The 12,700-nt window shown below is 60.8% G+C and carries 11 protein-coding genes and 2 pseudogenes; 3 read left to right on the forward strand and 10 right to left on the reverse strand.

Going from position 1 to position 12,700, the window contains the following annotated elements; all coding sequences use genetic code 11:
• The 5 genes and pseudogenes from AKG11_RS35315 to AKG11_RS31390 form a co-directional block, all read right to left on the reverse strand.
• On the reverse strand, positions 1-216 hold a 216-nt coding region (locus AKG11_RS35315), incomplete at its 3' end, for a hypothetical protein (protein ID WP_210166813.1).
• Between the two features lie 79 nt (positions 217-295).
• Positions 296-1,339, reverse strand: a complete 1,044-nt coding sequence (locus tag AKG11_RS31380; RefSeq protein ID WP_050746816.1) for an IS110 family RNA-guided transposase — start codon at positions 1,337-1,339, stop codon at positions 296-298.
• 80 nt (positions 1,340-1,419) lie between these two features.
• Positions 1,420-2,838, reverse strand: a pseudogene (locus AKG11_RS31385) (IS66 family transposase); the annotation flags it as partial.
• Positions 2,821-2,994, reverse strand: a pseudogene (gene tnpB / locus AKG11_RS35750) (IS66 family insertion sequence element accessory protein TnpB); the annotation flags it as partial. The pseudogenes tnpB and AKG11_RS31385, both read right to left, overlap by 18 nt.
• Entirely contained in the window at positions 2,991-3,392 is a 402-nt protein-coding gene (locus tag AKG11_RS31390; protein WP_050746817.1) for a transposase, read from the reverse strand. The pseudogene tnpB and the gene AKG11_RS31390, both read right to left, overlap by 4 nt.
• A gap of 516 nt (positions 3,393-3,908) precedes the next feature.
• Here AKG11_RS31390 and AKG11_RS31395 point away from each other — a divergent pair.
• Positions 3,909-4,127, forward strand: coding sequence for a hypothetical protein (locus AKG11_RS31395; RefSeq protein WP_050746818.1), 219 nt, complete (start codon positions 3,909-3,911; stop codon positions 4,125-4,127).
• A gap of 8 nt (positions 4,128-4,135) precedes the next feature.
• On the opposite strand, the gene AKG11_RS31400 is transcribed toward AKG11_RS31395, so the two are convergent.
• Both AKG11_RS31400 and AKG11_RS31405 read right to left on the reverse strand, forming a co-directional pair.
• Positions 4,136-6,712: a relaxase/mobilization nuclease domain-containing protein gene (locus AKG11_RS31400; RefSeq protein WP_050746819.1), complete on the reverse strand. Its 2,577-nt coding sequence runs from the start codon at positions 6,710-6,712 to the stop codon at positions 4,136-4,138.
• Positions 6,702-7,070 (reverse strand): plasmid mobilization relaxosome protein MobC, encoded by a 369-nt coding sequence (locus tag AKG11_RS31405; RefSeq protein ID WP_050746820.1) that lies wholly within the window; start codon positions 7,068-7,070, stop codon positions 6,702-6,704. Before AKG11_RS31405 ends, AKG11_RS31400 begins: the two co-directional genes overlap by 11 nt.
• 480 nt (positions 7,071-7,550) lie before the next feature.
• Between AKG11_RS31405 and AKG11_RS31410 the strand changes: the two genes are divergently transcribed.
• Together AKG11_RS31410 and AKG11_RS31415 are read left to right on the forward strand one after the other, a co-directional pair.
• A complete protein-coding gene (locus AKG11_RS31410) occupies positions 7,551-8,234 on the forward strand; it encodes a ParA family protein (RefSeq protein ID WP_050746821.1) in 684 nt (227 codons plus the stop codon).
• Positions 8,231-8,611, forward strand: a complete 381-nt coding sequence (locus AKG11_RS31415; RefSeq protein ID WP_050746822.1) for a hypothetical protein — start codon at positions 8,231-8,233, stop codon at positions 8,609-8,611. Before AKG11_RS31410 ends, AKG11_RS31415 begins: the two co-directional genes overlap by 4 nt.
• 20 nt (positions 8,612-8,631) lie before the next feature.
• Here AKG11_RS31415 and repC read toward each other — a convergent pair whose 3' ends face one another.
• The 3 genes from repC to repA all read right to left on the reverse strand — a co-directional run bounded on the left by repC (position 8,632) and on the right by repA (position 12,213).
• Positions 8,632-9,846 (reverse strand): plasmid replication protein RepC, encoded by a 1,215-nt coding sequence (gene repC / locus AKG11_RS31420; RefSeq protein WP_050746823.1) that lies wholly within the window; start codon positions 9,844-9,846, stop codon positions 8,632-8,634.
• Positions 9,847-10,045: 199 nt separating this feature from the next.
• Positions 10,046-11,053, reverse strand: coding sequence for a plasmid partitioning protein RepB (gene repB / locus AKG11_RS31425; protein WP_050746836.1), 1,008 nt, complete (start codon positions 11,051-11,053; stop codon positions 10,046-10,048).
• A complete protein-coding gene (gene repA, locus AKG11_RS31430) occupies positions 11,050-12,213 on the reverse strand; it encodes a plasmid partitioning protein RepA (protein WP_245290300.1) in 1,164 nt (387 codons plus the stop codon). The genes repB and repA overlap by 4 nt, the downstream gene beginning before the upstream one ends.
• Positions 12,214-12,700 lie beyond the last annotated feature (487 nt).

The raw sequence follows: 12,700 nt of genomic DNA on the forward strand, positions 1-12,700 counted from the left end.
TTCATTTTGCATATGTGGACGGCCCCCGGCTTGCAAGATTGACGGCAGTAATTTGAACCGATCGCTTGCGATCATATGTCCGGCCTCTGAGTGTGCGGCCGCACATGACCGCGGGCCAAGATGGTTTCCGCTACGCGAGTTCCAAACAGGTCTGCGGCCTTTGTCGGCCTTTGCATTATACGGATTGTCACGCGCTTCGGAACGATCGATCACCATCTACTCTTCTTCTTGCAAGTTTGGGCATCAGTTCAGTGCGGCAGCGTTCCGCAGATCACTCGCCGCGGCTGGCTGATCTCTATACGGCTCGGGCATGAAGCGGTTGCGCGGTGTCGGCCCTGTATTGCCCGCCGGTCACCATGAGCTTCCATGCGACGCGGGCAATCTTGTTAGCCAATGCCACAGCCACGAGCTTCGGCGGCTTGCGCTTGAGGAGTTCCCTGAGCCATGGCGAAGCGTTCTTGCCGCGCCCTTCTCGAACGTGGCGCAGAAGAGCAGTCGCCCCTGCCACGAGAACGCTTCGCAGGGTTTCATCGCCGGCACGTGTAATACCGCCAAGCCGGATTTTTCCAGCGGTGGAGTGATCTTTTGGCGTCAGTCCGAGCCAGGCGGCGAAGTGCCGACCCGAGCGAAAGCCTTCGGGTGCTGGCATCTTCATGACAAGCAGTGACGCGCCGATCGGGCCGACGCCGGGAATTTTCGCTAGTCGCCGACTGCATTCGTCAGCCCGGTGCCAAGCCATCAATCTGGCTTCGACCTTGGCGATCTCTCCCTGCAACTGTCTGTATTCTCGTGCATGAAGCGCGAACAAGTCGCGAGCAAGTTCGGGCAGCGTCTCATCGGTTGCGATACGCTCGAGCAGGTGTTCCACCTTGCATATTCCCTGGGCAGCACTCAATCCGAACTCGGCAGCATAGCCGCGTATGGCATTGGCGAGTTGGGTCCGATTCCGGATCAACCTCTCACGAACCCCGATCAGCATCAACGCCGCCTGGCTCTCCGCACTTTTCACTGGGACGAACCGCATCGTCGGTCGACTCATTGCCTCACAGAGGGCCTCAGCATCGGCCGCGTCGTTCTTGCCGCGCTTGACATACGGCTTAACATATTGTGGTGGAATGAGTTTTACCTCATGTCCGAACGATTGCAGCAATCTGGCCCAATGATGGGATCCACCGCACGCTTCGATCGCTACAACAGTTGGTGGCAGTTTCCCGAAGAAGGCGATCATCTCCTTGCGACGCAGTTTTTTGCGCAGCACGGGCTCCTCAGTAGCGCCTACGCCATGCAACTGAAAGACGTGCTTTGACGTGTCCATTCCGATGCGGGTAATCTCTTCCACGGACGGTCTCCTTCGCTTGAGATCTGTAACGACCTCATTCTGGCACATCGATGCCGATTTGGGGGCCGTCCACCCCAACAGGTCTGAAGGAGAGTGGCCAATGTCGCCCAGGTGCGTCCACCACCTTCGCTGCCGGCGAATAGACTATTTTTTCTCGTGATTGTTTGAGGCCTGATCGCGCGTTCGACGATATTGGAGTCGATTTCGACACGGCCGTCCGCCAGGAACTGCTCCAGCGCGTCCCGCCTGCAGAGCGCATAGCGGATCGCCTCGGCGGTCTTGGATTTCCCGGAGATTTTGCGCAGCTCTCTCTCCCACAGACCGAAGAGGCCGGTGACAATGACTGCGGACTTTTGCTGTCGCAGCATCGCTCTGGTATCGGCGTCCCTGCCGCGAACCTCATCCTCGATCTTCCATAGCGCACTCATGGCGACGACCGTATCCGTCGCGGCCTGCGAGACCCCGGTGATGTGCAGGTCGTAGAACTTGCGCCTCAGATGCGCCCAGCAGCCTGCGAGTTGGATCGTCTCGTTGCTGCCGCCTTTGGCCCGCGTCTTGGCCAGGCTGGTGTAGGCCGTGTATCCATCGACTTGCAGGATACCATTGAAGCCAACGAGATGCCGCGCCACGCACTGCGCACCTCGGCTGTCTTCGAAGCGATAGGCGACCATCGGCGGGCTGGTTCCGCCATAGGGCCGATCATCGCGTGCGTAAGCCCAAAGCCAGGCTTTCATGGTCTTGCCCGAACCGGGCGCAAGGGTGGGTAACGTCGTTTCGTCGGCAAAGACCCTCTCGCCTTCCTTGACCCGCTCCAGGATGTAGTCGGCGCATATCTGAAGCTCGAAGCCCAGATGCCCCATCCATTGCGCCATCAAGTTCCGGCTAATCTCGACGCCATCGCGCAGATAGATCGCTTCCTGCCGGTAAAGCGGAAGGCCGTCGCCGTATTTGGAGACCGCGATATAGGCCAGCAGCCGCTCCGTCGGCAGGCCCCCTTCGATGATGTGCGCCGGTGCCAGAGCCTGGATCACGCCGTCACGCCCCCGGAATGCGTATTTGGGGCGGCGTGTCACGATGACCCGGAACTTCGGCGGCACGACATCCAGCCTTTCGCAACGGTCCTCGCCGATCAGCACCTTTTCCAGACCCTCGCATTCAGCAGGGATTTCCGGTTCGATGATCTCCTCGATGCGTTCGAGGTGAGCAGCAAAGCCCTTGCGCGGACGCGGCGCACGCTTCGGCTTGTCCCTGGCAGCGCGGTCGAGTTCGCTCTGGATCGCCGAAAGACCCGTCTCGACCTCCTCGAAGGCAAAGGACACCTGCTCGTCATTGACGGCCAGGTGCAATCGCTCGGACCGCGTGCCATTCTGCGTGCGCTGCAGGACCTTCATGATCGTCGTGAGGTTGGCGATCCGCTCGTTGGCCGCCGCTTCGGCCGCCTGCAACCGGATAATCTCTGCCTCGGAGGCGACGACCCCGCTGCCGTCCCACCAGACAATGCGGACACGGTCCGCCCGCTTTGACCGGAAGACGTAAAGCGCGCCATTGAACGGGTCGAGGCCGCCATCCCGCACCAACGCCATCAACGATGCGGCTCCCTTGCGGAAGTCGACCGGTTGGCAAGAAACGTAAACCACAACGCCGGAAGCGATCATGCCTTGCGCACCGCGCGGATAATGCCCGCCAACTGATCCGGATCGATATTGCCCCGTACCCGCATGACGATATCGCCAACCACAATCTCCACCGTCGCGCTGCCGCTCACCTCAAAGCGCGTGAACTTCGCCGGCTCGCTTTCCATCATGGTTCGACCGCCCAATGGCACCGTCAATGGCGCCATCGTCCCCGTGGAAAGCGCCTTCCTGCGCCACGCATAAAGTTGCGACACGTCCAGTTCATAGGCGCGTGCAACCTCCGCCACCCTCCCTCCCGGCGAAAACGCTTCCGCCACAAGCCGCGCTTTCTCGTCATCAGACCAATGCCGCGGCGAACGTCGCGACGGCGTCGCCGTCAAAACTTCGAATGTCCGAACCTGATTCACCTTGTCGCTCATATGACTCTCCGCATGATTCATGCAGAAAATGAGCTTCCGAGCACAAACGCGCTACGTGGGATCGCCTACACGCTTACCTCCTATTGGTCCCACCTGTTTGTTCCATTGAACAACGTAATGTAGCCGCCAGCAGCTCGGCCAGCACGGCGTGACTACGGAGAGACTCCTGATCTTGCGGGCAGGACAATATCGTTGATATTAGCGTTGCCGGAACCTCTTCGGCAAACGATTTAGTGTGCTCGGAAGGGACACGGATCGAAGGCCAAGAATGAACGAAATCAATCGTATAGGGATTTTGAAAAAGGGATTGACGCTCGGAAGCAGCGCGTGACTGCTTCGCTCGTGAGTCTAGGCGATCACGCGGCGCGGTGCAAACATTCAGAGTAGAAAGTCTAAATGAATTCAGTCCGAAGATGCTGAAAGTGGTTCCGCCGATAGGCACCCGGCGATATGGCTGGATTTCGCGAAGAGGGAAACGAACAGTGGGTTGTGCTGCGCCGAGGGAGAGTAAACGCCATGGATGAGACCACCGAGACGATGACGATCTCAAACCGGAGCGATTTTGCCCTTTGGGCCATCGAGCGGGCGAAGGCGATTGTCGCCGAAGAGGGCGGCAACCTTGCGATCGCCACCCGAGACAAGGGCGACGATGAGGTCGCCGCCTCGGCCAATGCGCTTGGCCAGGCCATCGTCAACGCCCTCCTGGAAGTCTTCGACGGCTTGATGGAGGAATAGGAACGCGCCTACCGTTCGGCTCCGTCCCGGTCGTTGCCGCCCTGGCGCTCCTGTTCCGCCTGCCGAAGGATTTGCTGACGCTGCTCGTCCTGGGCAGCCTTCGACGCGCCGGTCTGTTCCCGCGCCGCGCGGGACGCGCGACCGGCGGCAATTGCCTGCTGCTGGGCGGCAATCGCGGGATCGACGGTTGCCGGCGCTGGCCGGTCCTGGGTGCGCGCCTCGTCGACGCGCGCCGCCGGCGGCGTGCCCCCTCCCCCCGCTGTGTCGTTGACAGAGCGCATCTGCTGCATCTGGATGTCACGGCGCTGTTCTTCGAACAGCGCGGAGATTTCCTTGCGCATCTCATCGACCGCTTGACGCTCCGCGCTGCTGTCGACCATCGTCTCCAGGCGGTCCATGGACTTGTTCGCCCGCGAGACGCGCTCGTCGAACTGTTCCAACGATAGGGGCATGGCCTTTTCCTTCTGCTGTTGAATGGTCGCGATCAGGGTCTTGAATTCCGCCAAGGGCTCCTTCCGCGGCGCGCCGGACCGCTCGGCCAAGGCATCGAATTTCTGCTGCAGCCAAGGCGACGGCGCACCATGCTTGGCGGAGCCCGCCGCCTGGATGACGACGGCGGCGCGCAATCCATGCGCCAGCAACCGCGCCTGGAAATCTCGGGTCACCGAACGTGTCTCGGAACCAGGGCCAGTCTCGTCGTTCTGCCTGGCCAGCTCGCGCTCGATCTTGCTGACGCTCGCGGTGGTGGGCGCCAGAATCTGGACGGACTTGCCCTCGGCCGAAATCAACTTGGCCTCGACGCCAATGGCCCCCTCGACGATCACCGCCATCGTCTCGCGCTGAATGGACTGTTCGACGTCCAACCGGAGGAGAACGTAGCCGCTGGCCCGAGCAGCAGTATTCGGTGCTTGGGCGGTGGCCGCGGCTGCGAACCGGTCGGCCGCCGCAATCACGGAAGGCTCTGCGACGGCCCGCTTCAGGGCGCTCGCGGTCGCCTGCCATTTCGGGGCAAGCGCGAGGTTGCCATTCGTGAGCGACGCACGGTCGACGACGCCAGCGCGCTTTCGCTCGACGCGATTGATGACAGCCGTCGTCTTGAGATAGCGAGGATCCTGTCTGCCGCGTTCATAGGCGCCGGCCTGCGCCTGACTATAAGCCCGCGTCGCGGCTACATCCGCGCGACGAGTGGCGACCATGGCAATGCCTTGCTCCCGCGCCTTTGCCGCGAAGCGCTCGCGCCATTCGTACAGCTCCGGTTTGGTGAGCCGCAGCGCCTTGCCGACATCGTCGCGCGCCGAGATCATCGCATGGATATGAACATGGCCGGTTTCCGGGTGATGCGCCGTAATCCAACGATGGCCGGCGACCTGCTCGCCGAGGAAATCCCGCACGGCGCGGGTCATCGCCTCTGGATCGGTCCCGGCCCGCGCCGAGAAGATAATGTGGAAAGCGTTGCGCGGCTCGACGGTGCGAATGTGCGAAGACCAGGAGCGCCAGATGCCGTCGGCTTTTTCCTTGACGCTGGAGCCGGACTTGGCCCGATCGCCTTCGCTGGTGGTGATGGCCTTCTCCGTACGCAGGAACTTTTCGAGGAAGTAACGGCCGGATTTCTCCGAGACGGCTGCACCGAGAATGCGGACCTCGGCCGACAAGCCGGCGTCGGCCAGCCGGCGCGCGAAATCGGACTCTGCATTTTCCACGGCGCGCGCCGGCCCCTCGCCTTTCTCGCGTGCCTTCAGCGCGCCGGCGATCTTCTTCGCCGGCAGATCGGTCACCGCATAGATCGAGACCTTGCCGTCCGGATGCCGGGAATAGAGGAAGGGCTTCGACCCGAAGGCGGCGTTCAGGGCATCGTGGAGCGTGTCGTCGTCGACCTCATCGGAAAGGGTGATGGAAAAGGTCGCGAGCGCGTTGACCGCATAGGCATCGCGAAAATCCGCGCCCCACTCCGCGAGCGCGGCGGCGCGCTCTTCGCGGCTGGTGATGGCAAGGCCATCCTGATCGTAAACCGGGATATCCACCTTGCCCTTCTCGCCGTTTTCGTTCTCGACTTCCCGCGTGCCGAGATAGGTCATCAGACCCGCGGCCGACGCCCGGCTCGATACGGTCGATGTCACCTTGATCACCACCGGCTGCGCACCGGCGGCGATCGCCGCGCGGCTCGCCGTCTCCGCTTTGGATCTGTCCTTCGCTGCGCCTCGCGCGCTCAGAGGACGGGCGACACGCGGCGCGGCTGCAAAGGACGCCCCGCCCCCTCCCCCGCCGTCCGACTTCTTCAGCTCATCATCATCCGCCCGCTTGCCGTCGGCACCCAAAGCTCCGACCAGCGCAATGACGTCCTGTTGCGATGACCGTGGCACTTGCAGGATCGACGCGATTGTCGGCTCGCTTCTCGACACGGCGCCAGGGTGCGCCTTGCTCGCGATGCCCTTGGCTACAAATCGGCGCGGCGGCTCCCCGCCCGACAGGGCGTCCCCGATCGCGCGCCGGCGACGCAGCTCCTCTTCCTCGTCGATCAACGAGGTGGCGCGGCGGGCGGAAAAAGCCTCGATCTCACCAAGCAGCCCGGACCAGTCATGCGCCACGGCCAGCTCCCCTCCGCTCCTTGCGGCTGATCCGCAGCATCAGATCGACGTCGGCGCGCAGCCGGAACACGCCATCGAGGAGGGTGCGCAGGGCCGCGTCGAGATGCGGTTCGTAACCGACGCGACCCTCGTTCATCGCCCGGACCGCCTGGTTGAGGTTGATGCCGATGCGCCGCAACTCCTCGTTCGTCCCCCGCAGGGCGTCGGCCTCGGTTGGCCCGACCGGGAGCGGAAGGCCCGCCTGTTCGCGAAACAGCAGCCGGATGACGTCGCTGGCGGTGCGGTTCTCTCCGCAAAGGACGGCGAGCGCTTCTCGCTCCTCCGGCTGAAGACGGACCCTGACCACCTCGCTTCGCATCGTTTCCTTCCCGCTTGCCAGGTTGCCGGAGGCGACCCAGAGCGCCAGAGGCGCGAACTACAGCCCTGCCGGAGGCGGGCGACGTCGAGTTTGTACCACAAACTTGACTATCCTGCCACAGATAACTAAACTATATTTTACTAACCCAAAAAGCTTCAAACAGACAAGCGCTCTCGATCCCCCCGCCACGACGAGGCTTCACCGCCGATGCACGTCACATGAACAATTGCCCGTTGTTCGTGCTCCAATTTACAGCGGCATCGCGGTTAATTGGCAATTACCCATTGAAAACGGTTATTTACCAACGGGTAATTGCTTGTTATCAACGGTCAATTGATGATTGTCCGTTCACCGTTGCCCGTTGTCAGTGGGCAGTCATCAATCGTCAGTCATCAATGGGCAATGAACAACGGGCAACGATTTCGTTGCGGAAAGGAGGCACAGGAGTTAATTATACTTAACTTCAATGAAGGAGCCACAATGATCGTCACCATCGCCAACCCGAAAGGCGGAACCGGGAAAACCACGCTCGTCCGGGCGTTGTCTGGAACGGCCGCCCATGCTGGCAACGACGTCTTCCTCATCGATGCCGACAGCCGGGCGAACACCATGCGCTGGGTCACGATGTCAAAGCAGATGAACGTCTGGCCGGACCGGCTGGAGGCGGAAAGCTGCCTCGACCCAAACCGAATCTACAAGATGGCGCTGGAGCGCCAATTCGAAGGAAAGATCGTCTTCATCGATATTGAGGGAACGACGAACGAAAACCTGTTCGCCGGTCTCTACTGCGCCGACATCGTTCTGATCCCGTTGCAGACGACCCAGGACGATGTGGTCGCCGGCATGCAGCTCGCGCTGAACCATATCCCGGTGGTCGAGGAAGACCAGAAGCGCAAGCTGCCGGCGCTAATCGTCATCAATCAGCACGATCTAGTCACCGGCCGGGCCAAGGCCCATGAACCGCTGCGCGAAATCCTGCGGGAGAGCGGCGTCGCCCTTTCGTCGCAACCTATCGCCCGGCGCGCTGCCTATCAATCGATCGGCGCCGCCGGCACGCTCCAGACCGCCGCGAAATCCGATCCGAAGGCAATCGCCGAAATGGAAACGCTCCTCGGCGAGCTGCTCACCCTCTACAGGTCGACGGCGAAAGAGGCTCTGCTGTGAGTGAAGGATCGGAGAGCAAGAACCTCGTCCTCGGGCTGATCTCGACCGGCCGCGACCGGCCATCCGTGCGCGAAAAGCCGGTGGCCTCCCCTCCCCCGACGACGACTGGCGATGATGGCGTCGAACCGCCAATAGCGGCGGGCGGCCGGACTCAGTTCCGCGACATGGTCGCCAAGGGCGAAAGCCGCGATCCCATCGCCGGCAAACGCTTCCGCGATACCGAGAAGGTCACGACCGGCATCCATATCCGTGTTGAGGTCCACAAGAAGCTGAAGATCCTCGCCGCAATCGAGCGACGCAAGTTCAACAGCTACATCGAGGAGGCGATCGACGACTATCTCGTGAAGATCTCCGATCGGATTCCCGACATTTCGTGACAGGGCCGAGAAGCGAACGATCATGCGCTTCGCTTCTCGCCTCCGCCGTTGGCGCGAAGCGCCGCCATCAGCATCGGCCCAAGGCCGAATTCGCCGCGCGCCGCCTTGCGGGTGAGATCGCGCAGATAGCCGCCGGGCGACGTGATGTGCTCGGCCCGCTCCAGGATGCAGGCAACGGCGACCCCAGCGTTTTCCGGCCCCATCACCGCGCACGCCTCCTCATAGGCCGATGGACTGACCCCCAGCACAGATCGGACCAGAACAGCCGTCGCCATCAGCTCACGCCAGGTTTCAAGCCGGCCGCCGACCGCGTAATCGGCAATCTGCGGGCACGCCCTCAGCACCAACGATAGCGGGAATGCCTTCAGTGGTTCTGCAATTCGTTTCGGTTTCTGGCTCGACATTTCGCCCTGCTCTTTTTCAGAGCTAGGTTCAAGTTCATGGAAGGATTCGGGTTTTGAATTCTGTATGTGACATCCGTCATGGCGGTCATTGACGTCCATTTTTTGTGCTTTTACCTGAATTTCCAAGCGGTTGATGATTTCCTCACGCAAAAGCTCCATTTCTTCGAGCACAGCATCGACGTCTTCGCGGCGAGGAGAGCGTGGAAGGCGGGCCATCAGGCCGATGAACATGGCCTCGATCGTCGCCCAATCGCCGTCGGCGCCCTCTTCCATGGCTGCGGAGATCAGCTTGCGGACGTCACGGCGGCACAGGGACAGAGCTTCCTTAGCGCGCTTGAAGCGAAGGCGCTCCGCGGCGACCTGTTGCGCGAGGTTCGCAAGCTCGGCGGCGCGAGCAAGCAGGGGCGCCAGGCTGAAGCCATAGGCGGCCTCGATCTCCCCTCCCCTGCCCCGATGTGCGTAGCGCTTGCCGTTCGGGCTGTCGCGGCGCTCGATCAATCCAGCGTCCACAAGGGCGGCGAGATGCCGGCGCAAGGTCGTGCCGGCAATGCCGTGGGCGCGCAGGGACAACTGGTTGTTCGACGGGAAGACCACCAGGCCGCCGATCTCGTCGGATAGCTCATCGCTCGGATAGAAGCTCAGCAGCGCCTGCAGCACCGTGATTGAACGGTCCTGCAAGGCGAAGCTGTCCTTCGTCTCGCCGATGTCGTTGAAGACCTTCCACTTGTTGACCGCCTTGCTCGGGCCGCGATCGGCTGTTTCGAGCTGGCCTTTCACCAAGGCAAGCGTCATCGGCCGCCCATGCGGCGTTGTTACACGTCCTATCTGCATTTTCCTTCACCTTTCAAAAGGCAAAAGAAATCCGCTCACCAAAACGGTGCCAAAGACTCTTGACTGTGATTCGTGGAAATGCGATTCTCGATCTTGCTACAGAATACGAGGAAGGCTTCCACGGGTTACCGATTGGGGGCCTTTTTCTTTTGCGGTTCGATCCTTTCCATCCAGTCCTACGTCAAATCACCAAAACCTATTAGCTCTCCATCGAAGCCTGATACTCGCGATGAAGCTGCTCAAGTTTGCCGATCACATAATCGCCGAAAGCCGGCGACGTCTTCTCGTCGAAAGTGACATTGAGAGCCTTGGCAGATCGCTGCACCGTCGCAAGCTTCTGCCCACTTTCTGACTTGATCGTCTCCGGTTTGGTCCCCTTGCGTTTTGCGGTGAGTGCATCCATCACCTGCGCGAAGCGGTCATCGGTGTCAGCCGCACGGAATTCCCGGCTCTGAAGAAGAGCGTCAAGGGCTTTCGGCTTGCTTGCTGCGAGCTTCTCAGCCAATCCCATCCAGCGCGGCCGCCCGGCTTTCGGGGCCGGGCCGATTGCCTCGATGATCGGCCTGGGTACGGAATGAGCTACGCTCATGAGCTTCGAGAGCTGCGTTTTCTCCATCCCCAACGCAGACATGATCACCTGGCGGTCGAACCCTCGCTCTTCGAGGGCGACAGCAAACAGGCCACGCTCGATATAGCTAAGGTCGGTTCGTGATGCGTTTTCCTGACCTTGCGCAACAACCAACTCTTCGTCGGAAAGGTTTTGGACGACCGCCTTGACGGGGCGTCCCAGCGTCGCCGCTACACGCACACGCCTATGGCCAAACACAATCTGGTATCGGTCAGCCTTTTCAGGATGCGGCCGCAACAAGACCGGGCTCCTCTGGCCGGACTGGCGGATCGCTTCAAGCAGTTCCTTGAACCCCTCACCGTCATCCGGAAGACGATCGGCCACAAATGAGCTGTCGATCTTATCTGGGGAAATATCGACAACCGCTGCTCCCTCTGCGATCAGAGCACGCGCCTGATCGGCGGCACTCACGATGTTGCCGAGCGATCGGCCCATCGCGCCAACCGCACCGGATCGGATGTGCTGAAGTTTCTTCTCCGGAGCCATTTCCGCTTCCTGCTCGTCGACTTCGGAGTTGCCATGTGGCAACTCGCTGTCCCGCCTGGAAAGCATGGCTTTCAGCGTATCCTTGCGGCTCATGTCGCCCTCCCCCAAGCCTGCTTCATCAAGCTCTCGATTTCCCCATTGACGGCGTCGAGCGACTCGATCGCTCTGTCATATGTCGTCTTGGCAAAATTCTCGCGGCCGACCTCGTAGAGGGACTGTTTGGACAAACCAGCGTCGGAAATCGCCGTCGATTTCAACATCGTGTTGGTGAGCACCCTTTCGCGAAACAGCGACCGCATGAAACCGACCATCTGCGCCTGGGGACCATCAGACGGTTCGTAGCGTGTAACGACATAGCGGATGAAGTCGTAGTCAAGATCACCGCCGGCGTCCTGCACCACACCGAGGAGGTCAGATGTCATGAGGAGGAACTGGCACATCGACATGACGTCCAGCATCTGCGGATGGGCAGTGATCAACAATCCCGTGGATGCGCAAAGCGCGCCGAGTGTCAGAAAGCCGAGTTGGGGCGGGCAATCGAGCACCATCACGTCGTATCGGTCCTCCACGGAACCAAGCGCCGATGCAACGCGCCCAAAAAAGGGCTCCGTGGAACGCTCTGCAAGCGCTCGCGGAGTGTCATGCTCATATTCCATGAGTTCGAGATTGCCCGGAACAAGATCAAGCCCGGTGAAGTAGGTGGGCTTGATAATCTCCGCGAGGGGGCGCCGTTTTTCGTCGTAACGGATTGCGGCGTACATGGTCTCGTTCGCCTCGACGTCATATTCGGGCTGATATCCATGCAGGGCAGTCATGGAGGCTTGCGGATCGAGGTCGACAGCCAGAACCCGATATCCTTGAAGCGCGAGATATTGGGCGAGATGAGCAGCAGTGGTCGTCTTCCCGCTTCCGCCTTTGAAATTCACGACGGCCATGACTTGGCAATGCTCGCCCGGCCGACGCCGAGGAATGTAATTCTTGCTCTTGGAATTTTCGTCCAGGACGGCACGAATCTGGTTAATCTGGTCGAGGCTGTACCATCGTCTGCCGCCAGAACCGATAGTGGGCTGAGGCCCCTTACCGCTCAAGGAAAGCTGACGAAGGTAGGCATCGCCGATGCCGATGAGCTTCGCAGATTCCACGGAGGAAAAGGACCGAAGCGTCTTTTTCGACACCGGTGGGAAAAGCGCTTTGCGCATGGCAAGAAGCTCTTCGGAAAGCGCAGCACCGTCCCCCGCGATGACATCGGTCATCAACGGCTTCGGTGCCTCTGTCACGGCGGCTTGACTACGAGCCTTCAACATAACTACGAAAATTCTCCAAAGTGGGCGAATAAGTCGTAGGCGAGAATGCTCCGAGTCGCAATCGTTGGCAAGGAAAATAGGGTTAACAAAACCTTAACGCGATTTGCTGATCGTCGCCATGCAATGAGCGCTCCTATTTTCGAGGTGTTTTTAGACAGAGTTGCCATGTGGCAACTCGCCGAAACGCCTGAAAATCAAGGGGTCTACGCAGTTGCCATTACAAGCGGTCCTCCAGGGAGAGGGATAGGGGTTTGGGGAAAGTGAGGAGGGAACCGTCCTCTTTCCCCATGGGAGGAGGTTTGGAGGAGGGGGCTTGCCCCTTCCTCCATTGGGGTGAGTGTTGAGAGGGGGGCTTGCCCCTCTTTCGTCAGCCCGGTCGGCCGGTCGAACCGGCTGACCGGGCTCATTCGTCGAGGTAAAGGCGAAAGGCGGCCGC

This window comes from Shinella sp. SUS2 (genome assembly GCF_001262505.1).
GTDB lineage: Bacteria > Pseudomonadota > Alphaproteobacteria > Rhizobiales > Rhizobiaceae > Shinella.